The sequence below is a fragment of the Endozoicomonas arenosclerae genome (genome assembly GCF_001562015.1).
Classification (GTDB): Bacteria; Pseudomonadota; Gammaproteobacteria; order Pseudomonadales; family Endozoicomonadaceae; genus Endozoicomonas_A; species Endozoicomonas_A arenosclerae.
Map to the genome: position 1 here is coordinate 17360 of NZ_LASA01000088.1, position 23093 is coordinate 40452.

General features: G+C 47.4%; 21 protein-coding genes. 10 read left to right on the forward strand and 11 right to left on the reverse strand.

Annotation, left to right across the window (positions count from 1 at the left end):
• Positions 1–69: 69 nt before the first annotated feature.
• Positions 70–891 carry a hypothetical protein gene (locus WG89_RS13725; RefSeq protein ID WP_062267026.1) on the forward strand — a complete coding sequence of 274 codons (822 nt, stop codon included), beginning with the start codon at positions 70–72 and terminating at the stop codon, positions 889–891.
• 39 nt (positions 892–930) lie between these two features.
• On the opposite strand, the gene WG89_RS13730 is transcribed toward WG89_RS13725, so the two are convergent.
• The 5 genes from WG89_RS13730 to WG89_RS13750 form a co-directional block, all read right to left on the reverse strand.
• Complete coding sequence (locus WG89_RS13730) at positions 931–1761, reverse strand: SDR family NAD(P)-dependent oxidoreductase (protein ID WP_062267029.1); 831 nt, start codon at positions 1759–1761, stop codon at positions 931–933.
• A 121-nt stretch (positions 1762–1882) separates the two neighbouring features.
• On the reverse strand, positions 1883–2911 hold the full coding sequence (gene dmpG, locus WG89_RS13735) for a 4-hydroxy-2-oxovalerate aldolase (RefSeq protein ID WP_062267031.1): 1029 nt from the start codon (positions 2909–2911) through the stop codon (positions 1883–1885).
• Between the two features lie 4 nt (positions 2912–2915).
• Complete coding sequence (locus tag WG89_RS13740) at positions 2916–3830, reverse strand: acetaldehyde dehydrogenase (acetylating) (protein ID WP_062267033.1); 915 nt, start codon at positions 3828–3830, stop codon at positions 2916–2918.
• A 93-nt stretch (positions 3831–3923) separates the two neighbouring features.
• The gene (locus tag WG89_RS13745; RefSeq protein WP_062267034.1) at positions 3924–4721 is read right to left on the reverse strand and encodes a fumarylacetoacetate hydrolase family protein; all 798 of its coding nucleotides are present in this window, start codon (positions 4719–4721) and stop codon (positions 3924–3926) included.
• Between the two features lie 15 nt (positions 4722–4736).
• On the reverse strand, positions 4737–5555 hold the full coding sequence (locus WG89_RS13750) for an alpha/beta fold hydrolase (RefSeq protein WP_062267036.1): 819 nt from the start codon (positions 5553–5555) through the stop codon (positions 4737–4739).
• A gap of 286 nt (positions 5556–5841) precedes the next feature.
• On the opposite strand from WG89_RS13750, the gene WG89_RS13755 reads away from it, so the two are divergent.
• Both WG89_RS13755 and WG89_RS13760 read left to right on the forward strand, forming a co-directional pair.
• Positions 5842–6855, forward strand: coding sequence for a hypothetical protein (locus WG89_RS13755; protein ID WP_062267038.1), 1014 nt, complete (start codon positions 5842–5844; stop codon positions 6853–6855).
• A gap of 122 nt (positions 6856–6977) precedes the next feature.
• Positions 6978–7721, forward strand: a complete 744-nt coding sequence (locus WG89_RS13760; RefSeq protein WP_062267040.1) for an NUDIX hydrolase — start codon at positions 6978–6980, stop codon at positions 7719–7721.
• Positions 7722–7953: 232 nt separating this feature from the next.
• On the opposite strand, the gene WG89_RS13765 is transcribed toward WG89_RS13760, so the two are convergent.
• A complete protein-coding gene (locus WG89_RS13765) occupies positions 7954–9348 on the reverse strand; it encodes an SGNH/GDSL hydrolase family protein (protein WP_062267042.1) in 1395 nt (464 codons plus the stop codon).
• Between the two features lie 298 nt (positions 9349–9646).
• On the opposite strand from WG89_RS13765, the gene WG89_RS13770 reads away from it, so the two are divergent.
• The gene (locus WG89_RS13770) at positions 9647–10423 is read left to right on the forward strand and encodes an SDR family oxidoreductase (RefSeq protein ID WP_062267044.1); all 777 of its coding nucleotides are present in this window, start codon (positions 9647–9649) and stop codon (positions 10421–10423) included.
• A 2-nt stretch (positions 10424–10425) separates the two neighbouring features.
• Complete coding sequence (locus WG89_RS13775; protein WP_062267046.1) at positions 10426–10911, forward strand: SRPBCC family protein; 486 nt, start codon at positions 10426–10428, stop codon at positions 10909–10911.
• Positions 10912–10940: 29 nt separating this feature from the next.
• Here WG89_RS13775 and WG89_RS13780 read toward each other — a convergent pair whose 3' ends face one another.
• The 5 genes from WG89_RS13780 to WG89_RS32715 form a co-directional block, all read right to left on the reverse strand.
• Positions 10941–12866, reverse strand: a complete 1926-nt coding sequence (locus tag WG89_RS13780; RefSeq protein WP_062267048.1) for a hypothetical protein — start codon at positions 12864–12866, stop codon at positions 10941–10943.
• A complete protein-coding gene (locus tag WG89_RS13785; RefSeq protein ID WP_153301596.1) occupies positions 12844–18120 on the reverse strand; it encodes a TniB family NTP-binding protein in 5277 nt (1758 codons plus the stop codon). Before WG89_RS13785 ends, WG89_RS13780 begins: the two co-directional genes overlap by 23 nt.
• A 119-nt stretch (positions 18121–18239) precedes the next feature.
• Positions 18240–18680, reverse strand: coding sequence for a nuclear transport factor 2 family protein (locus tag WG89_RS13790; RefSeq protein ID WP_062267052.1), 441 nt, complete (start codon positions 18678–18680; stop codon positions 18240–18242).
• Positions 18677–19078: a nuclear transport factor 2 family protein gene (locus tag WG89_RS13795; RefSeq protein WP_062267054.1), complete on the reverse strand. Its 402-nt coding sequence runs from the start codon at positions 19076–19078 to the stop codon at positions 18677–18679. The genes WG89_RS13790 and WG89_RS13795 overlap by 4 nt, the downstream gene beginning before the upstream one ends.
• 205 nt (positions 19079–19283) lie before the next feature.
• The gene (locus WG89_RS32715) at positions 19284–19409 is read right to left on the reverse strand and encodes a hypothetical protein (RefSeq protein ID WP_281177697.1); all 126 of its coding nucleotides are present in this window, start codon (positions 19407–19409) and stop codon (positions 19284–19286) included.
• Positions 19410–20096: 687 nt separating this feature from the next.
• Between WG89_RS32715 and WG89_RS13800 the strand changes: the two genes are divergently transcribed.
• The 5 genes from WG89_RS13800 to WG89_RS13820 all read left to right on the forward strand — a co-directional run bounded on the left by WG89_RS13800 (position 20097) and on the right by WG89_RS13820 (position 23051).
• On the forward strand, positions 20097–21074 hold the full coding sequence (locus tag WG89_RS13800; RefSeq protein WP_216638486.1) for a sugar kinase: 978 nt from the start codon (positions 20097–20099) through the stop codon (positions 21072–21074).
• 126 nt (positions 21075–21200) lie between these two features.
• Positions 21201–21419 (forward strand): anion permease, encoded by a 219-nt coding sequence (locus WG89_RS13805; protein ID WP_062267057.1) that lies wholly within the window; start codon positions 21201–21203, stop codon positions 21417–21419.
• Between the two features lie 363 nt (positions 21420–21782).
• On the forward strand, positions 21783–22172 hold the full coding sequence (locus WG89_RS13810; protein WP_062267059.1) for a hypothetical protein: 390 nt from the start codon (positions 21783–21785) through the stop codon (positions 22170–22172).
• Positions 22156–22560 (forward strand): helix-turn-helix transcriptional regulator, encoded by a 405-nt coding sequence (locus WG89_RS13815; protein ID WP_062267061.1) that lies wholly within the window; start codon positions 22156–22158, stop codon positions 22558–22560. Before WG89_RS13810 ends, WG89_RS13815 begins: the two co-directional genes overlap by 17 nt.
• Positions 22557–23051 carry a hypothetical protein gene (locus WG89_RS13820; protein WP_062267063.1) on the forward strand — a complete coding sequence of 165 codons (495 nt, stop codon included), beginning with the start codon at positions 22557–22559 and terminating at the stop codon, positions 23049–23051. Before WG89_RS13815 ends, WG89_RS13820 begins: the two co-directional genes overlap by 4 nt.
• Positions 23052–23093 lie beyond the last annotated feature (42 nt).

Below are 23093 nucleotides of genomic sequence, written 5' to 3' on the forward strand. Positions count from 1 at the left end.
GGACATTCCCCTGCTGTCAGGTCACTCTATCCAGAACTAACTAACTCATAGTCAGAAGCAGGTTTCTCCATGAAAAAATCGTTCATTCTCTATCTGGTTTCAGCCCTGTTTTCGTCGACATGCCTGACAGCCCAGCTACCACTTGTACTCACAGCCAAAGTGAATGGCTTTACCCAAGCCCACGGTGACTACGGCCAACTTTCTGAAGTTGAAGTTATAGCTTTGGAAACAGGAAAAAAGATGGCCACTTCGGGTGAAGATGGAACCTTTTCATTTGAATACCCGATAGGAGAACAACTGACACTGATGTTCAAGCATGGAGACTACCATCCCTCACAATCAGCAACGATTGTCGTCCAGCCTTCAGATGGTAATGATCAGAAGAAGAATTTCTTTACCTACCAGGCTATATCCTACTCAAAAACAGAGCTGATCACCTGGACCCGGCACCTTCCTGAATTTGCCCCCAAGATAAAAAATGATCATTGCCAGATGATTGTTACCGTGGCGGGCAAAAATAAAACGCTATACGACAACGAACAGGGTGAGGAAGGAGCAGAACTGCTAATTAACTACTGGCCAACAAAAAAAAACACCTCTCGCCTTCCCGGCACGGCAGATACATTCCATCAATGTTACTACGGAACACTTCCCATTTTTCACACCAACCCGACCTGTATTGGCTCTAAAACCAGCCCGGACGGAGGGGTTTTCGTCTCTAATATCCCCAGTGACAACCAGCAAATGTATAAAGTGCTTGCCCATAAGCCACAGGTTTCTTTCAGTCATGCTTTCATTCAGTGTCGAAAGGACTGGTGGGAAGAGCATGCGCCTGAACATTACTACAAGCTGATCAATCTTTCCCCACCGAATGGGCCTACTGTTCAATAACGATGGTTAAAAACGGGTAGTCTTCGAGGCTGTCGGAGATCACCCCTGCTCCTTCGCAAACTGTTTGGCAAAGGGTTTGTGGATAGCTGAAGGCAGGAATCGTTTCAGAATTTCCACGATTTTGGCATCCACACCAATCACGACTCGCTGCTTGTCTTTCTTCACAGCATTCAGAATTTTTGCCACACACTTTTCAGGTGCCATAGCAAACTTTTCAACCTTCTCAGCTGTTTGAGTCGCTACTTTCACGTTGGTTGAACTCTCAAGGTGCGCTCTCATAATGTTGGTTTTGATTGCGCCCGGATGCACACTGGTTACACCCACATTATCGCCATGTAACTCAGCCCACATGGTTTCACTGATGGTTCGAACTGCAGCTTTGGTTGCACTGTAAGAAGCTGTGTTGGGCATCCCCATAAACGCAGCCAGGCTCGACATATTGATAATGTGAGCATTACCACGACCGGCTTTGGCGGATTCTTTCAGAGCGGGCAAAAAGAAATTACTGCCGTAGATAACACCCCAAAGGTTAATACCCAGGGCGAACTCCCAGTCTTCGATGGAATGACCTTCAAAGGTCTTTTGCAGGGTAATACCGGCGTTATTGGCAAGAATGTTGACCTTGCCGTGAACCTCCAGCACTTCAGCAGGCAGAGCTTCCATTCTTTCACGACTGGTTACATCGACTACGTGATGACTGACTTTGACATTATACGGCTCAAGTAGCTTAACAGATTCCAGAAGACCTTCTTCACTGATATCCGCCAGTGCCAGATTACAGCCTTCACTGGCCAGTTGCATAGCCATGGCTCTGCCAATGCCACCACCACCGCCGGTGATCACCGCTACCTTGTCTTTAAAGTCTTTCATCTACACCACTCTTATTATTGTTTTAGAAGACAATTTGAAGTTATGAGATAACAGTTTGAAGTTGACAGTAGAGAGCCAGAAAATACTGCCAACTGTCAACTCTCCACTGTTAACGCTTCACTTAAATCAGGCCTTTCTCTTTCGCCATAGTCAGCGCCAGATCTTCGATCATGTCTTCCTGACCACCGACAGTGCCACGGCGCCCCAGCTCAACCAGAATGTCACGAGCCTGAATGCCGTACTTGGCTTCAGCACGCTTGGCGAACAGCAGGAAGGATGAGTAGACACCGGCATAACCCAGAGTCAGAGCGTCTCGATCCAGACGAATAGGCTGGTCCATAATGGGCACGACCCGATCTTCGGCCACGTCCATGATTTTGTAGAGATCAACGCCACTCTCAACACCCATGCGATCCAGAACTGCAACAAACACTTCCAGAGGTGTATTACCTGCACCAGCACCCAGACCCGCTACAGAGCCGTCAATACGGGCGGCACCTGCTTCAATAGCAGCCAGCGAATTAGCAATACCCATAGCCAGGTTATGGTGACCGTGGAAACCAATCTCAGTGTTAGCGTTCAGCTCAGAACGCAGCAGACCAATTTTTTCAGTGACTTCCGCAGGCAGCATGTAACCGGCAGAATCGGTCATATAGATGCAGTTTGCGCCGTAGTGCTCCATCAGTTTGGCCTGCTCCAGAATCTTTTCCGGGCTGACCATGTGAGCCATCATCAGGAAGCCTACCGTGTCCATTTCCATCTTGGCAGACATACCAATGTGCTGTTCGGACACATCGGCTTCTGTGCAGTGGGTAGCAACACGAATGCAGGAAACACCCACATCTTTAGCCATTCTCAGATGATCCAGAGTACCAATTCCGGGCAACTGCAGGGCTGAGATTTTGGCATTTTTCATCTTTGGAATAACAGCACTCAAATACTCTTCATCGGTATGAGCAGGGAAGCCATAGTTCAGGGAAGAACCTCCCAGACCGTCACCATGGGTCACCTCGATCAAAGGCATACCGGCGTCATCCAGAGCAGTTGCAATGCTGACCATTTCGTCCAGAGAAATCTGGTGCTGTTTGGCGTGCATGCCATCACGCAGACTCATGTCGTGAAGCTTGACTGTTTTACCTTGTAAATCCATCGTCTTATTCTCCCCGCTCTGGCAGACTGGTGTTACCTGCTGCTACTTCTTCAGCAATCATTTCAGCCGTTCTCAGACCGGCCGCGGTCATGATGTCCAGGTTACCTGCATACTTGGGCAGGAAGTCTCCAAGCCCTTCAACCTCCATAAACACAGAGACTTTACGGCCATCAAAGATAGGACCGTTTACCAGCTTATAACCGGGAACATACTTCTGTACGTCTGCAACCATGTCATGGATGGATTGAGTGATGGCTTCAACATCTGGCTCACCTTCCGTCAAACAGTGAATGGTGTCACGCATGATCAGCGGTGGTTCGGCCGGGTTAATAATGATGATGGCCTTACCTTTCTTGGCTCCACCTACCTTCTCAACAGCACCGGAAGTGGTACGGGTGAATTCATCGATATTCTGACGGGTACCGGGACCTACTGAACGGGAGGAAACAGTGGCTACAATCTCACCGTATTCAACAGGCTGAACCCGGGAAACAGCGGCTACCATAGGAATGGTCGCCTGACCACCACAAGTCACCATGTTGACGTTCATTTTCAGATCCGTCGTATGCTCTTTCAGGTTGACTGGCGGCACACAGAAAGGACCAATTGCAGCAGGCGTCAGATCCACCATGATCACACCTTTCTCGTTCAGCTTGCGACTGTTTTCAGCATGAACGTAGGCAGAAGTAGCATCGAATGCAATACGGATGTCGTCTTCCAAAACGTGGGGGATAACACCATCTACACCTTCAGCGGTGGTTTTGATTCCCATTTCACGGGCACGCTTGAGACCTTCTGAATCCGGGTCGATACCCACCATCCAGACTGGCTCGATCCACTCGGAGCGCTTCATTTTCATCAGCAGGTCGGTACCGATATTACCGGGACCGATAATGACCGCGTTGAGTTTTTTACTCATGCTTCCTTTATCCTATTCTTTATTATGAAAAATCTTTCACTCCCCGAGGGATTGAAAATTTTTTCCATCGCTCATGGCTGTCTATTTTTTAGCTCAGGATCCGAAGGTCACTGCAGCAGTGCCCATACCTTCGATCTCAAGGGTCATGACGTCTCCCGGACCTACAGGCTCCAGAGGCACCAGAGATCCGGAAAGAATGATCTCTCCCGCCTTGAAAGGTATGCCAAACTCACCCAGGGTATTGGCCAGCCAGGCCACGGCTGTCAATGGGTTGCCCTGTACAGCGGAACCCAGACCTTCACTGATCAGTGTTCCGTTTTTAAAGACTTTCATCTGGGCATTGGGCAGGTCAATATCCCGAGGATCCACCTCATTTTCACCCAACACAAAAACACCGCAGGAAGCGTTGTCAGACACCGTATCCTGAATCTTGATCTGCCAGTTATGAATACGGGAATCAACAATTTCAAAGCAGGGCATGACGCACTCAGTAGCTTCCAGCACGTCTTTTTCTGTCACTCCGGGCCCCACCAGATCTTTCTTCAGTTTGAAGGCAATCTCACCCTCGGCCCTTGGCTGGATCAGTTTGTTCGCAGAGATAGAAATGGTTTCAGCATTCTCGAACCACATCTCATTAGTGATAAAGCCAAAGTCAGGCTGATGGACGTTCAGCATGTCCTGAACCGCTTTAGAGGTCACACCAATCTTTTTACCGACTATTTTGTCACCGGCAGCTACCCGTCTTTCCACCATATGCAGTGAAATGTGATAAGCATCTTCAATGGTGATATCCGATTCCCTATCCGTCAGGGGATCAATGGTTTTACCCGCTTTAAGAGCTTCGTAGAGCTCATCGCCGTACTGCGCTCTTTTTTCTTTAGTGAAAGACATTTTGCTACACCGTTTTTATTGTTGGATAAACTGGATACATTCACGATTGAACAGAGCCTGATGCTCTACCATCACCCAGTGACCACACTCGCTCATAAGGTTAAAACGGATATTGCTGCAGTTTTCCATCATGGTCTGGGCGCCACTGACGGGACAGAACTTGTCGTTCATGCCCCAGAAACCGAGAATCGGGCACTGCAATTCTTTCAGCCGCTCTGTCAAAACAGGCACCTGCATAGTGGACAGCACACATTTGGGCTGATTCAGAACAATGGCCACACGCTCGTGAACAATGTCATCGGTGATTTGTTCCGGGTTATAAAGCTGCAGGCCCAACAGGCGTTTCATACCTTCAGGCTCGTTCAGTTCTCCAGCAGCAAAAGCAGCTCCCATCTTCTGAATGCCTTCCATTTGCAGGTAGTACTGCTCTTTTTCCATCAAGCCACCGGGAGCCATCAAGATGAGCTTCTCCACCAGCTCTGGCTTATCCAGTGCCATTTTGATGGCAATGGCACCGCCCAGAGAGTTGCCGACCAGCGTGACTTTATCGACATTCAGCTTGTCCAGAAGCCCCATCATGGCATCGACAAAAAAATCCAGAGTGTATTCCGTTTCAGGCTTGTCGCTGAGACCGTAACCGGGAAGGTCCGGAAGAATTGATCGATAACCGGCTTCGGCAAAGATCGGATAGTTGCCCTTGAAGTTACTGAAACCACTGGCCCCCGGACCACTGCCATGAATGAACAGAACAGCGGGCCCTATGCCGGCTTCCTGATAATGAAGGGTTAAGCCGTCGTCGAGTTTGACAAACTCAGCTTCCGGAATCCTGCTCATGACCTGACCTCCTGATGATGACAACCGGCCAGCGAATAGAGACAAATGGATTCACTGCGCGGTTTTTCTTAGCAAGAGATTTTTTCAATGCCTGCATCAGCAATCATCGTCTGTGTGGACTAACACTGACCAGCTCTGGCCTAAAACCGGAGACACCCGCTTTCTGGTTGTCAAACCCGGTTAGCTGAAACTGTCTACTTCAATACAATCGGATCATCCTCCCAATAACGTATTCTCCTGCTTTGACGATCAGCCCATACAGGCATTTCGAAACAGGATCAGAATCATGTCAGTGGATGGACTGGGAAAACACTCTCGCTCTACGAGCCCTCTGTCACATACAGAAGACGAACATTCAGGCCATAGTACTGATGAAAGCTCGGGCAAGGCCTTTAATCGAACCGTTGATGCTACCGCCACCCTGAAAAGAGGCAGGCTCTCAAGAAAAACATCTTCAAAACACCGTTCAGGCAGTCTCAACAGGAAACGCAGTCAATCCTTACGAAGGCGTCTGACTACACGAAAAGCCAATAATCCTGATGACCGATCCCGGGCCCCTACCAGCTTCCAGGAACAGCTGGTCCGAGAGCTGTTTACCATAAACCCAAAGGATCAGAGAGAAATTGCACGCTGGGCAGGCACTCTGAGGGCAGTTGAGCCAACGGAACAGGACTTTGAGAGCTGGGACATGGAATACTCGAAACAAGCTGCCATGGATATCCTGTTCAGAGATTTGCACTTCACCCTTAATGACCTCGACACCCTCATCAAACTCAATCAGATAAAGGGGTCTGATAAAACCCTCAGCCACCTGGAGAGTGTTGTTGCCAAACAGATTGCCGAGAGCACCCAGGGGGAAGCCGACCCTTTAGTAGAAAACATCACGACCAGAGATCAATACACAGCGGCAGAAGCCAGTACAACCCGGAGGTTTTTTCTGACTGACCATAATCTATCTAGCTTCAAAGTTTATGAGATCAAGGACATTCTATGTGGCTTGATCGGTCGCCCCTATGGATTGAGAGAAGACCTGACGGCCCTGAAAGATCAGCTTGAAAAGACTTTGTCGAACGGCTCGCCACTCAGCAGCAGCGCCAAAAAAGAAATCAAAAAGATGTGTGACAAGATCAATCGTTTATTTGCCAATGAACAGAAACGCAGCGATGTGCTGAAAGTTAACCGATTGGTACTGAAACTAAAACGCGCTATAGAGAGTAATCCTGAACTGACCGTAAACATGCCAGACATATCTGGATGGCCTGTCAGATTTGCCAGAATCATGCAGGGTCAGGAGGACTGAGAGATCTTCCTGCAATGCTTCCAAGACTCCATGAATATCGGTTTCTGAATATCAGGAGACATTGACTTCGGCGCTGCTTTTATAGAGATTCAACCTCACAATAAAGCAGTGAGTGTCTTTCAATGGAGTTCGTACAGGACAAATTTAACGGTATTATTATCGAGAGTGGCTCTGTCAGTGATTGCAGTAATACATTTCATACCTCACTGGTTGAAATTATTACCTTTGCACAAAACACAGAAAAGAACCTGATATGGCTGACCCTGCCTATTCATCAGTCACACCTGATTGAACCCTGCACCAGGGAAGGTTTTAAATTCCATAACTGCCTTGAGACAGAAATCACGCTGGTCTACAAAAATGTCAGCAACGTTTTTGTCCCTTTCATCCCTACTCATACCCTTGGTGCTGGAGCCTTGATCGTCAACAGCTCCCACGAAGTTCTGCTTGTTAAGGAACATGGCATGAATGGCTATAAACTGCCTGGCGGCCATATTGACCTGGGAGAACCCATAGAATCGGCTATTCAGCGAGAGGTTTTGGAAGAGACCGGCATTGAGAGTGACTTTGAAAGCATCGTTGGTATTACGACAAAGCATCCGTATCGATTTGGCAAATCCAACATGTATATTATTTGTCGTTTAAAGGCGGTCACCGACATCATTTCAATACAGGATAAAAACGAAATTGAAGATGCCCGTTGGACGCCCATATCGGATTACCTGCAGGACACCAATAACAGCCTTTTCAACCGCCAGATGGTAGAAAAGTTATCCAATGAACAGGGTCTCAGGCGAGTCCAGCTTGAAGGTGACCGGGGACCTCATAAAAAACAGGAAGTTTTCTTTTCCAACTCAAAGAACTGACTTCACAGCTCTGGGAAGGTCTTTGGATGACTGAACAGTCTTCTACCACCCAAAGACCTGAGAGCTGTACAAGCGTTTAAGAATTAAGGACTCGTCTCGAAATAAATTCCCGGTTTACATACGGACTCCGTTCACCCTGAGCTTGTCGAAGGGTCGTGGCATTGGACTTCGACAAACTCAGCCCGAACGGGTTTGAGTAGGGTTCAAAAAAGGAAGCTGTTTAGGACTATTCCTAAGGATTAAATGCAGGCCTTGGATAAGCAGCATTATCGTCTGGACTGGGTGTAAAACAGGAAGCCTGGATATCTGCATTAACAATCTTGCAGATTTCACTGGCCAGACTGGCATAAACTACACGTGTCGGATGCACCACATCCCAGAAGAAATAGTCATCCTGTTTATCAGACGCACAGGGTTTAACCGTACTTTTCTGATGAATATTTTCCATCAGAAGAGCCGATGAAAGCATATCGTTGGGATAGCAGGCATCGACTTTATTTGAAACCGTGCTGCCCGCATAAAGCCGCTCAAAAATCGAGAAGGTATCAACGAATCGAAAATTAACCTTTCCATGATAAGCAGGATTGGCCACCAGCTTATCAAAAGCAGCCTTTAATAAACGGTTGTGTTCCAGAACATCTGCATCGACATATTTTCCCTGTCCTTTCTTGCCACCGGACCGATATCTGGGCGCAATACTCATCCTGGGAAGGTTGGCTATATAGATAAAAGACTCAGGTGCTCCTTGAGGCGCTTTACTGGCCCAATCTGCCAGCCGAACCAGCTCATGATTAATGTCATTGACCGTACTTTCAGGAGTGATTCTTGGAGGGAACTTTCCTGGTTTTGCCAGGTAATCATTATTCATGTAATCGTTCGCACCATAGAATACAGCAATCAACTCTCCACCCTCTGATGCAGGGTGTTCCAAGTCGATATACGCGCTGACAATAGAGTGCATATTAGGCGGCAATAACTTGCCATTAACAAACTCTACGATGGATGCCTTGAGTTTTCTGAGATTCCAGGTCCAGTCAATTTTCTGCTGCCCCAGCCTGGAAGCCCAGCTACCTCCATAAGCCCGGTTAACGTAAACCTCGGGTAACTGAACCTGATTGCCAAGAATCATGTATCCCAGCCACTCTGACCAGTTGGGACCATTGCTGAATCGTCCAAACCCCTTGCCGTCAGGACCGTTGTAGTAATAGTGATCCGGATAAACGGGTATATCCACAAAGAAATCAATAATGCGGATAAAGAACCTGGCTATTTTGTCTTCCAGATTCTCGACAGCTGAAATAGAAAGATTCAGATAACTCAAGAGTTTTTGGAATTTTTCATTTTTATTCAGGGGTTTGAAGATGACTCCCGGTGTTTCCTCACCCGCCAGAGTTTTAAGCAACAATTGCGTATTCCCTATTTCTGACAGACTGTCTCCAAAAATAATCACTTTTTCAGGTAAAAAGGTTTGCCCACTCAGGACTTTCCTAGATGGCTCTTGCTCATGGATAAAGTCTTTTACAGCTTCAACGGGATTCGTGTCTTTTGAGAACCCAATCGGGACAGCATGCCCCCCAACCGGAATGGCAAACATCGCCAGGACAGCCAGTCTCTTAAACATAGACATACAACAACCTGATGTTAACTACGACAGGAAACAGAAATGAGTGATGCCACGCAAATTAAGGGGAATATAGTCAAGCTTTTTTGAATGAGCATTAAAATTATCTTTCACCTTAAAACATCAAACAACACAACAAATCAATTCAAATCACATCCATTTCCTAAGTATTCATAGAGCCCACTCTATTGTTGAAGTAGCCTTAAATCGTCCACTTGAACTAATACAGCTTTACAGGCAGTGGTTAACATCGCCTCATAAAAGCCAATATCATTTAACACAATAAATAGAATAAGAGGCGAAGATGCAGAACCCATTGGATTTCACAGGCAAAGTGGTGCTGGTAACCGGGGGTGGCAAAGGCGCTGGCAAGGGCATCAGTGAGCGTTTTCTTGAGCAGGGTGCCGACGTGGTCATCTGTGGTCGCAGCGAACCCGAAGATATGCCTGAGCATAACGGCAGGAAAGCGGTATTCTTTTCCTGTGACGTTCGTGATGTCGAACAGGCTCAACAGCTGGTTGACGCCACGGTTGAACGATTTGGCCGTTTAGATGCTCTGGTCAACAATGCCGGCGGTGCTCCCCATGCCGATGCAGCCACCGTATCACCCCGCTTTTCTGAAGCGATTCTTCGCCTGAACCTGATTGCTCCCCTGAATCTTTGCCAGATAGCCAATACCGTCATGCAAAAGCAGGAAAGCGGTGGCTCCATCGTTAACATTTGCAGTGTCAGCGCCAAACGACCTTCTCCAGGCACCGCCGCTTATGGTGCTGCCAAAGCAGGCTTGCTGAACCTCACCACCTCACTGGCTGTTGAATGGGCACCTAAAGTCCGGGTGAATGCCGTGATTGCCGGTATGATTCTGACAGAACAATCCCACCTCCATTATGGCGACGATGACGGCATTGCCAGTGTGGCTTCAACGGTTCCATTGCAGCGTCTGGCCAACCCTTCTGATATAGGCGACACCTGCCTTTATCTGGCCTCTTCACTGTCGTCTTACGTCAGTGGCGCTGATGTCACTGTTCACGGTGGTGGTGAACGTCCGGCATTTCTTGATGCGGCCAATACGGAGGGCTGAAAATGAGCTCTGAGATCAGCACTCAAGTCATGATCAACCTGCCTCTGGAGCAATCCTGGGACAAATTGAAAGACTACACACTGTCGCCCAACTATGTACCCAACCTGACTCACTGTGAACTGCATGAGGGTCCTTCAGAGGGTGTTGGAGCCAGCCGCAGGGTGTATCAGAAGAACGGCCAATATCTGGATGAAACAGTGATTCACTGGCAGGAGCAGCAGGGATTCATTATGCGCCTGCACAAAGGTGACAAGGTAGCGCCTCCTTTCAAGGAAGCCAACTTTCGATACAAGATCAAAGCTGTGGGTGATCAGACTGAAATGACCACCACCATGACCTATGAACTGGGTGGCGGGCTTTTTGGCAAACTGATCGACCGTCTATTGTTCCGACTGATTGTCAAAGGCATGGTGAAAAAGATTGCGGGCAATCTGAAATCTTTTTATGAAACCGGCCAACCTGCAAATCCGGCCATGAACACTCAATAGAAGAAGGGCTCTGCCCTTCTTCCCCAATTCTACTTTTTCACTCCAAACACTCTTTCGTACATAAACTCTGAGGTAATTTGCTGACAGAACTCTGCCACATATTGTTTCATCAAATCCCGGTCAACAAAGGTTGCCTCTGGTTCATCGATGGTATCCATCACCCTTGCAGGATCGAGCTTATAGTAATTTTTGCCATTTTGATCCCTGACAAAGTCTTTGCTGTGGACTCGTCCCAGAAGCGCAATTTTAGCGCCATCAGCTCCATAGCGACCGGCATGAAGATGCCCTTCCTGCCCAGACTTTAAACGCGAAGCAAGATAACCAGGCGCATTCAGCTTTTGGGGAATGATCGCTTGCAGATTAATCTTACCCTGATAGCTGAGCAATGAGTGCACAAAAATCGAGTAAAGAACCTGAACAGATTTCCCTTTCGTTCCTGGCATCAACAGTTCCGGAAAATCGTCCAACACTTCCGATAAAATCACTTCCAGTTCTCCCTTCTGGGCCACCATGACCAATAGCGGTCTATCTTCACCTCCCTCCTGGAGTTCATAGGGAGCCACTCTTCGGGTAAGCCTGCCAATATCTATGGGACTGCCGCTATCATAATCCACCCAGTCATCCTGAATGGTTCTTTTGCCCAACATGGCATCAATCGACGGTATGGAAAAGAGTTCCGGGACTGAAGCCTGTTCTATGACAAGATCACCTGGAAAAGCAGTCGGGACCGTTCTTTCAACCGAAATGTCCCCGCTGTATAGAGCCTCCAAAGTTTCTGTAGCCCAACGGCTGTGTACAGGGTGCTTCAACAGATCAGGAATGAGATGGATTGCCAGCATAGGCTCTACCTGAGGTTTCTGGGCAATCGACATATACAGAATCTTGCTATAGGCCTCGTAAGATAGTTTCCCCTGGTCATACAAATCTTTAAATCCATTCAACAGCAACAGGGTATTGAGTTCATGAGGAGAATCATTTACCAACTTGGCTATGTCAGTCGAGAGAGCCTTAAAACACCCCATAAACCTGACCAGCTCCTCACCATCAGCGTCAGAATCACTTAGATGATCTGAAAGCAGTTCAAAAAGTGCTCTTACACCCTCATCAGGTAATACCGCTACTACATTGCCTGGTACTTCCTGAACATACCAGGACAAAATTTCAGTAACCGGGGTACTCTTCTGAATCCCTCCCATGTACAGATTGGGCAGCTTAGTGTTCGGCCCACCATACTGTTTCATTTCTGTCCTGGCTTTCATCGCTCTGAAAGTCATTCGAGTAACGGGACTGCCTGCTCCAGTCACAAGTTGTTGTCTTTTACTGACATCAGGTTCATTCAATACCTTGTTACGGTGTGCTTCCAGGAGTTTTTTCTTTACTCCTGGAGGAAAACGAAAAATTGTCAGGTTATTCAGTTGAGAAAAGCTAAGCCTTTCAAACAGGGCTTCAGCTTCGGTTTCATTCGCAGATTTGAGAGCTTTGAATAACTTGCTTGAGTCTAAGCCCGATAGTTCTGATTCTTCTACTCCAGCACGTGCCAGAAAAGTCTCAATAGGCGGCCTGCTATCCCCTCGCTGAACAGAGGGAGTTTCAGTATGCTCCACAGCCCTGAAGACTACGGTTTCTTCAGGTTCAGACTCATCAGACTGATTCTCACTCTTGAGACTGCCCACCGTATCCAGGCGGTTAGCAATACGCTCCAGGAGATCCCTCTTATCACCAGCCTCGAATTTGGCCTTGAGGGAGTCCAGTTTTTCCTTGGGGACTTTTTCCGCCAGCCTTTCAAAAGTGCTGGAATCAAAGCCCTGGGTAAGGGTTTTCAGTTTATCCGCAGACAGGTTCTCTGCCAGCTTTTCAAAACGGGATGGATCAATGTTTTCAAAAGCACCGGCAAAACGATCAAGATCGATATTCTCTGCCACTCCCACCAGCTTATCGATAGGCAGATACTCCACCCAGCCAGCCAGCCATTCGATCCAGGGGTAAATGAGAAGCGGCTGAAATCAGTTTGTCCAATGGCAGTCGTGATGCCATATCAATCATTCTTTCATAGGGGAGATACTTCAGTGCGCCCACCAGCTTATCCAGAGGCAACTTGCCCAGTAGCCAGAGCGCTTTTTCAAACGGAATGTAGCCCAGTAGCGAAGCCATCTTGCCAAGAGGTAAAACAAGAAGCACTTTCAAAACCTTGCCTAAGGGGAGTATTGAGACAATAGACACCAGTCGTTTTACGGAGAAGAACTTATACATGCTGCTTAGCATCCCACCGCCACTGCCTGCCTGTCCTTCATCCGTTTCATCAACCGGATCCGTCATGGCTTCTGCTTCGAGCTTTTCTTCTTTTTCTATGTCATCCAGCCTGCTCTGTATCTTTTCAACAGCGACCTCTGCCTGTTCATCCGGATGTAAAAGCTTCATGGCAGAGGCTACCAGGGCGGGCATATCCTCCTGATCGGGCAATAATAAAGTCCCATTCGCAAAGGAGAATATCCCGGCTTGATCAGGGTCGGTCAAAGTAATGCAGACGGGATCAGAACTGTCTTGATTAATGATTCGAGATAACTTCCTTTCCCTTTCCTGTCTCTGTGCACTCCCTTTCTCTTCCTGCACTTTTGCGTGATGAGCTTTCTGATAGCTCAGAGCCATTCGGGCTAATCCATACTCTGCCTCAAAAGCCTCTTCTCTTTGAAAACCGGGCACTGATTTCAAAGCCTTTGCAGCATCGAGCAGCTTGACTAAAGGCAATTTCACAGAAGCGCCGTACGACTCCAGCTCCCTGTTTAAGTGACAATGTTTGCTCACCAGCCAGTCACTGAACGACCGGGTAAAGCCACTGAACGACCGGGTAAAGCCACTGCGCCGATGCATCAGGCCTTTCAGCTCTGCTTCTGTAAACTGGCCAATTCTGGCCAGAGTGCATCGGCTCTCCATGGCACTGGACAACTCTTCACGGCCACTGTAGCTGGCGGGATTGATCGTGGCGAGCAGCTTGAATCCTTCCACTGCCTCCCCGTTCAGGACTTCGTTAAACAAGCCTTCGAGGTAGCGACTGGGCAAAGTATTCAGTTCACTGATAACCAGTACTGAGCCTTCTTCCATAGCTTTTCTGGCTAATCTTTTGATCTCATCCCAATTCTCCGGACTGGCGTTTATTCTGTTGATGCTGCGGGCCTTGCCATGGGATTCGATCCAGGCGGGTAAAAGACGATCCAGTAATACATCCTTACCCCGCCCGGCCTCACCTTCTATGACCAGGGCATGCTTACCACCCGTCTTTTCAAGATCCAGCCAGACTTTCATCGCCAGCTGTCGTACAGAAGGTACGTCGTAATCAAAATCATCCCTTGGATTAGATCGTATCAGGGCAAGATAAAAACCTTCAAACGCCACCTTTCTGGCATCCACAGGCGTGCTGTCGCAAACGTAATGAGCGTGGAACCAATGATCAAGCGCCATGGCGTTCCGAGCCTGATCCGGTTTGACTTCACCAGCCAGGGTGTCGGAAATCGCCTGCCACAAAATGGCATTGACCTGTGCTTGTGAAAGGTCATCTACTCCAGCTACATAACCTTCTATTCGGGCCAGAATATCTTTGAGATCCCTGGGCCCAAACGTGTGATCGGGCAATACTTTGTGATAGGCCTGATAGATCTTCAAACCTACCGTTGTGGCGTGTTTTTTCAGTTCGGGTGACCATGCTTCTGGCAACCCTGGAGCAAAGACAGATTCCGCCAGGACTGCAGAAGGAATCTTTCGATAGTACAGAGTGACCGCTTCTTCCCTGATTCTGCGATCCATCACCCGACCATCATACGACTCAGGATTACCTGTCATGATCACCCGGTGACGATCCGTCAGCTCAATCCGCTCGCCAAAAATAAACAGCTCCGGAGGCTTTTTCTTCAGGCCTGCCAGAGGCTGTAATACTCCCTGTTTCACCAGATTGGCTTCATCCAGAATCAGCACCGGTGGATCCTTCATCCTCGCCCATTCCAGAATCGGACCAGGCTGGAAGACACTCTGACTGTCCTGAAAAGCTTCCAGAAGTTCATGAAACTCCTTTTCTTCCATGACTTTCTTCAGGCTGTCACAAGTCTCCTGATCAAAAGTAATTTTGACTTCCCCGGAATTCAGGGGAACTTTGGTCAGCTGACAGAGGGTTTGCCAGGTGGCATCAGGTGAAGGGCTGAAGACTAACTGTTCTTTCTTCAATCGAACTTCATTGGCCTTCATTACCTGACGACCAAACAACTCCTCCTGGGTATGTTCAGGACTCAGAGAAATCACGATCGGCTCTTTTCCTGGAGCATAGAGTCGAGCAGCAGCATCAGCCGTATAAGTTTTACCTGTTCCTGCTTCCCCCTTAATCATCAACAGCGGATTGGCTGCCAGCTTTTGCACCAACCTAACCACTCTGCGCATTTGCCTGAGCTTGCTGGTTTGTCCTGAACAGAATGCCTCGGCCAGATCACTGAAGTCATGCTCCAGTAATTCCGGTGACAGGTAATGGCTTAAAACGGACAGGACTTCCAGACGATCCAGGGGCTTGCCCAGTTGATCCAGTTGCCTTGAGAAAAGCAGCGCCTGCTCGTGAACAGGCTCCTTTTTTAACCTTCTCTCATGACCCGCCACCATCAGGGCATTGTAAGTCCTTCGATACTGCTCATCATTAACGGCAAGGAACGGTTCAATAATCTGCACAGTGCAACCCAACTGCCCGGCCAGGCTGACCTTTTCAACTTCAGGGACTGACTGCACCAGAAGATGGACCAGTTGCTCCACTCCATCAGCAGTTACCTGCCCCATACTCTCAGGGACAGTACAGCTGGGAGGGCTGAAATGTCGGGCCAGTTCCCAGTAATGTTGCTGGATAACTTCCCTGTTTATTTTGGGCTGATCTTTAAGCCACTGGCTGACGGCAGTCACATTGACACGACCGGGCATGACCGGGTCGGGGAAGCAGCGAACAATCTGGCTTTTCACAAAGCCATAAGCCAGAGGATCACCCCGATATTCTTTTGCCACCACATCATTAAGGGCCTTTTGCCAGTGATATGGGCCAACCTCTTCGGCACCATCGGAATGTCTTTCCATTTCGACTTGTGCCAGCAGCTTTTTCAACAACGTCTGGCTCAGGGTCTGGGGGCTTCCTGGATAAATTTTACTTTTACTTCGCGGGATGGAGCCCAGGCTGACCAGCAACTGGTTGACTTGCTGAAGTGTTCCCAATTCTATCTGCCCATGCAGTTCCACTGACTTGAGCCAATCAAGATTGACGACTGGAGTAGGGGCGGCTTTGGGTAATGGCAATTGCTGCCAAAGCCCTTCCAGTTTTTTCCCCCGGCCGACAACACAGGTCAGATTCACTTCTGGCAAAGCAATAGAGTTACCTGCAACAAAAAGGCTGGCCTGGGGAGAAAGCAGAGGCTCCAGTAACCGTGCCACTGCTGGATTGGTTTCCAGACCGTACAACCGTATCGGCTGGCCTTTTTGCAAAGCCTCCATCAGAGGGGTCAGTTTCTGATTAAAAGACATCGCCTGCAGACTCGTCATTGAAACAACGTTCAGCAGGGTTTGAGGGGCAGTACGAGCAGTTATTTCGTACTCAAAGACAGTTTTGTCCGATGTCTCTTCGTCGCTGATCTGCTGAACCAGTTTGACACCAGGCGACAACTGCGGCTTTCTGACAAAGGGCTTCAAGGCCAGCGCCTCTGGCTGCCTGACACGAGGATCAATCATTAAAGCCGGGCCAGGTTTAAGCTGCTCAAGACGATTGATCAACCTTACCCACTGTGATTCCAGCAATTTGCCGGTCACCAGTAAGGCTTTACCGCCTTTCAGCAACTCCGTCAGGGTATCATTCTCTTTGAACTGACCATCCTGCAGGGAGATATTGGCGACAACATTGTCAAAGTTATCGGCATTCAGACTGGCAAAAGCCTGTTGTGGTTCAGCCGGTGTGAGCTTTGACAACTTCTGGTTGATATCATCATGACTGGTATTGCTGAACTGAAACTGGATATCAACAGGAATAGTGACCCACTGCCCATTGGCCCAGTAGCCTCCGTCCCTGACTGCTTTTGCCAGAGACCTCATAAACTCGGGATCATCCTTGGGCGCATTCACCAGTTCCAGAAGACTTCCCCTGCGATCCAGCCTGGACAATATGCCATCGCTGAAATGCAGCCGGCCTTCTGAAGAGATCTGAAAACCACCATAGAGCTGACTTTGCCAGCTGCCCGCCTGACCATAAAAGTCTAACTTCTGGGCACCGGCTGTTGTTGCCGGAGCTGTGACAAATTCATCTTCGTCTTCGCTGAGGCTCAGACTGTCTATCAGTTCCTGATCTCCCAGAAGCTTTTTTTCCACTTCCGGAATACCCTTTACGCCCAGTGCATCGAGCCGCCGCCAACTGTCAGGCCCAGGATTTTCTTTGCCCCCGGCCAGCATTTCCTGCTTAACCAGACAGACCAGAGCCACATTATCGCCGAGGCGTCGTCCCTGATACCGGGGAGGACGATCAAACAGTTCATTGAGGGAAGCAATCTGGCCCGGGGACATATTGGCAAAGTCTAGTACCAGGGTTACGGGCTCCTGACCAAACAAACGGCCTGGTCGCGATTCAATACCAGCCCCTTCCAGGCAAGAGACTCGTCTCACCAGATCATCATGATCAAAGTCGGAAGGTTTGCCTATATAGGCTGTGTCACCTGGATAACCATTTTTCCGGTAGTGCTCCATGACGGCCTGGCGTTCTTTCTCATCCTTGACGAAGAAAGTTCCGCCTTCCTGTTTTCTGGGTGCATCGGATCTTGAAAGTAAGGGCGCTGCGGGATTAACACCGGAAATATTGGCGAAACGAAAAAGATCACCTTTTTTTCTACGCAGATCACCGGCTTCCTTACGACTGAAACAGGGCATCACCTCACCCGCAATACAGTCCAGAATCTGCCTTTTCAGCTCCTTGTCGGTCTGGCTGTCTGCCAGAGCCCAGACCACAGAGGCCCGGAACTCCTTATCTGCCTTTGCGCCTTTCAGCCACAGCCAGAAACGGGTCAACAGCGCTCGTCTGGGGACTTCCTTCACCACCAGCCGCCCTTTCATCCTACAGACATGGACCCGCCCTTTATCCCGGGCACGAGTCACCACCGACATTTGCTGTCGAATGTCCGAACGGGTGACGCTGGTGCCATGGGGGCCAGTAGTCATAGTCTTGATAGATTCACAATACCAAGAGTATTTATCGACGAAAGGAAGAGAAGGTTTGGCTGGATCTGCAACAGAGAGGTTTTGAAAAGAGGTGATGGCATACCATCACCCCTGACAGGTCACTCGGATTTTTCAGTATTGTGGACTGAATGAGCCTTGAAGGTAGTGCGAACGATTTTCCATTCGCCTTCTATACGCTGGTACTCATCTTCATAGATACCGCCCAGCTGCTTGGTAGCCCCTGACCGGGCATCAATATTGAAGTAAAACAGCGCCCAGCGAGCCAGAGCTGTGTCACCTTCTATCTTGATTTCCGGATTAGAACCATGATGAAGATCCACTACATGATTGTGGCAGGCCATCACCCTGAACAATTCGGCAAACTGGTCACGGTCTTTGAAAACACCCACCGGGCCATAATCAATGAGAATTTCACCCTCTGCGAAGCAATCCCGAACCCTTTTCACCTGTTTGGTGTCACAGGCATTCAGATAGCGATGCTTGAGCATGCGGATAGCTTCGATATCTTCCAGACGTTGAATACGTTCTTCCAGAGTCATGCCAGTTGCTCCACCTCAGTGCTCTTAACATTGTCTTCATAGCTCCAGTAAGCTTTCATGGAAGTCACTTTGCCTTCGTCGTTCAGCTCCATAACATCCAAAGTGTCGATCAGCATCTTCATGCCTTCCATCTTGATTTTCACCTGGAAGGCCATGGCGCCTTCATTGGCACTGGTGGTTCTGACCGGACCAATCAGGTTGGCAGAAGCTTCAGCCTGACCCAGACCGTTGCGGTAGAAATCTTCAATCGCCTTGATACCCACGTGAGGATCACTGCCCACAGGATCTTCAACCACTGCATTCGCGTCGTACAACGCCAGAATGCCGTCGATGTCTCCTGCATCCACCAGTTCAACGTATTTTTCCAGAACCGATTTTATAACTTTGGTGTCTATCATTGTTTTTATTCTCCACCCGTTGATCGTGCGGCTTTGAATACCAAGCCCCAGAGTCGAACTTCAGTTTATTGCAACTGCTTTGAAAAAGCGACGAGTGAAACTCTGGATCAAAACAATTAGTAGATTAATTTTAATTTTCAAACCTATTCCAGCGATGTCCGCTATTGGCAACTATAGTTATCTCTTATTTCATTTGAACGACCATTCAATGCAGCATGAATTTAAAATCATCCCCGCTGATTCCAGCCATCTTTTGGCTCTTAACGACCACCGCACCATCACAGCAGGCAAAAGCAGAAAGCCTGCTTTCCACAGCCGCATCAATGCTCATTAGCTATCCATTTTTCATGAGTTCAGTAGCACACCCCATTGGAGAGGGTACAGAGTACCCTTCTAACCACAACAACACTAACATCGACACATTAGCCTTAAGTACCTGTTTATGTTTAATCTCAGCCTCATCCGATGAACTCCCAAAAGCCGTTGAAGAAGCCAATGCTACTGGCCTCTCATGCACTATTTATTTCTCTGGGCAAATCACTCTGTAGCAGCCATTAAAAGTCCATAACCATCACTTGTTCGGAATATTCGACTCATCCGTTGGTTATTCTGCATCAGGGCAGATTGTGCTTGTTCCAACATACTCTATGGTCAGTACATCTGGTCACTTACACTTTCTTAAGCCTGATCCTGCAACAACCCGAACCAAGCCAGCACCCTACAGCTCTGAAGGACTGCCAGTCATCAGACCCTCTAAAAACTTTCACGGAACAGGCCTCCATCCAGGGTCAACTTTGATCGCCTGCACTCAGCTACATTAGGGATGGGAAGTATTAACGAGACTGCTGATGAGCATGAGGAGGAGGCGGCAGAACTATGAAACTCATAAAATCTCTCATACATAAAAAAGCCATGTAGAGCAGATAGGTTTTTCGAAATCTTGAAGCTATGCTTTCTGAAAAGCTGAACTCTCTAATTGATGAGCGAACCCCTCGCAGTAAGCCACTTAAGCACTAAAATGAAAATAAATTCTCATTTAAAAATAAAAAAAATAAAAGCGGCCATCATTGGCGAATGCATGATAGAGCTCAATGGTTCTCTTTTTGGCCCGATGCATCAGAGCTTTGGTGGCGACACTCTCAATACTGCGGTTTATCTGAGCCGAAGCTGTTCTCTTAACTCGCCAGAAACGGCAATTGAAACTTCCTATATTACGGCTCTGGGTTCTGATCCAGTCAGCAATGGCATGCTCACTCGCTGGCAGGATGAAGGCATTGATACCCGCCTGGTACTTCGTGACAACACCAGAACACCGGGCATCTATTTAATACAAGTGGATGACCAGGGCGAAAGAACCTTTCTTTACTGGCGCGATCAGTCACCTGCACATTATTTATTGCAACACCCTGACTTCCATTTGATTCAGCAGCAATTAAAAGACTTTGATCTTATATTCATCAGCGGGATCAGTCTGGCTATCCTTCCTGAACAGGATCGTTACAAGCTGATGTCTCTGCTATCAGATCTAAAAAGGAAAGGTATCGAAATTGTATTTGATAGTAATTTCAGAGCAGCATTATGGCCTCAGGATGATGGACTGAATACGGTTAAAAACTGTTATCTGAACATGTATTCGAACACGGACCTGGCATTAGTGACTTTCGATGATGAGCAGGTCATCTGGGACGACAAAACACCTGAAGACACCCTTGAGCGCCTGCTCAAGTCTGGCGTCAACAAGGTCATTGTCAAAACAGGAGCCAGAGGCTGTCTGGCGGCTGAAGCCTGCAACACCACTCCTGTCGCAATCAAAGCCGCCCCTGTTGAAACCGTTGTTGATACCACTTCTGCCGGAGATGCCTTTAATGGAGGATTTCTCTCAAGTTATCTGGCCGGAGGGAGTCTCATTGCATCATGCGAAAGAGGCAATCGTCTCGCAGCGGCAGTGATACAACATAAAGGGGCCATTGTTCCAAAATTAGTCACCAATAACTGACTAGTGCACCCCATACCGTTCGCACTGAGCCTGTCGAAGTGCATTACCTGCATCCTTCGACAGGCTTGTGTGTTTAACCTGTCTCTAATTATTTGTGGGTGCACTCATTGCCTGAATGTTGATCCAATGCTCTCTGTGCTGGCTGTTGCCGTTATCACCAACATTAGCTGTAACCTGATCACCTACAGCCATGCCAGAAACCTTTTGCTAATGGGCTACGGTTATCATACGATCGAGGAATGGATGAAGATCGGACTGGTGATTTCCATAGCGGGCATTATTATTTTCATCTACCGGATTGCTATGGTGGGTACTGATTGGAACCTGATAAATAAAAGAATCTAGAAGCCAGCTATTTAGTGTGCATGAAATACCTGTGCCAAAAGAAACCACCACCTATGATAACCTGTCATTCAAAGTGATGAACAAATCTCTAATATTAATAACAATCTAGAAAGGACAAGAAAAACCATAGATAACAATGAGTTATAAACTTTTTCATAATTCTCTTTTCTAAACCTACTCAGCACTTATACAAGAAAAATACGTATTTTATGATAAAATATCATAGAAGTACTTTACCACCCCTAACTCACTGAAAGAAAAAGAAAAATATATTTTTTTATGTGAACTGCTACATTTTTTTCACTCTTTGAGTTGCAATGGTATTGAGGTTTACATATATATTAACTTATAGTTCGTGCTCGTATGGAAGACTATCATGGATCTCGTTACAAAATTCTTCACTGTAAAGGCGCAAAGGAGAGTTTTGATGAAGCTCTGAAAAAGCATAAGAGTATGCGTACAAGGTATAAAGCACGCATGCGAAGCTTAATTGAAAGGCTAGGGAAAGGAGAGCCCCTCTCTAGCAGCAGTTTTCCAAGAGAAGGTTCTCTACCAGACGGTAGCCGCTTCAGGGCACTAAAAAAAATACCCATAAGAGCTTACCTTTGGCTCTCAAAAAAACACCCTGATACTTATTACATTAGCCATTATATTTATAAAGATTTTCAGAAGTTGAAAGATAGTGATACTAGAAGAGTTTGTGATAACTGGGAAATAATTGAGCAAGGAGATAAGAATGACGAAGTATCTTGAAGATTGGGTTAATAAGTCTGACCACAATCAACGCATCTGTGCTCAAGAAGATTTAATCATGAACGTAACGGAAGACCTTCTAGTTGCCATGGAAGGCTCAGGCATGACTAAGTCTGACTTAGCAAAGAGACTGGGGAAATCAAAGTCTTTCGTCACTCAAATTTTGAGTGGAGCAAGAAATATGACACTAAAGACTCTTTCCGATATCTGCTTTGTTTTGAATATAGAACCTAATTTCAATTTGAATAACTCAGATTGCCATCCAATGAGTAAATCTGGTTGGGAAGATGAGGAGTGTTTCACAAATGTACGCCCCTTAAAGCGAAAGGCGTACAGCCAAAAGCAAGTTTTTCAAGAAACCAGAGATTTAAGATTTGCATCAGAATGAAACAGGAAATTTTGAATAAAGCAGGTAGCAAGCTAACGCTTGGCGGAGTATTTTTATACAGAAGCAGCGTTGAGTTCTGCGATAATTATATTACAGAAGTGGACGATAACTTCGAAGCAGCTTATTCGACGCAATCATATAGGTATGTTCGAGAATGCAACCAATTCCAATCTGAAGATGATAATGGCAATGTCGTCTTTTTATACAAATTTATATATGAGGTAGGCTTAAGGCTAGTTGATCCAGAGCAGGATCAACAAGATGAAGAATTCATCAAATCGGAAATTGAAGCTTCATATAGTGTTGAATATGCTTCAAATGAGGAGTTAGACCAAGAGCAAATTGCTGAGTTTTCAAAGCATAATGTAGCATATCATGTATGGCCATACTGGAGAGAGTTTGTGCAAAATAGCTGCATGAGAGTTGGAGCATCACCAATAATTGTGCCTCTATATACACAATATCAACAGCAAGCAGGCCAAGAAAAGTAATATGCAAAATAATTGTGGAGGCTGTAATGCCTCCACAATACG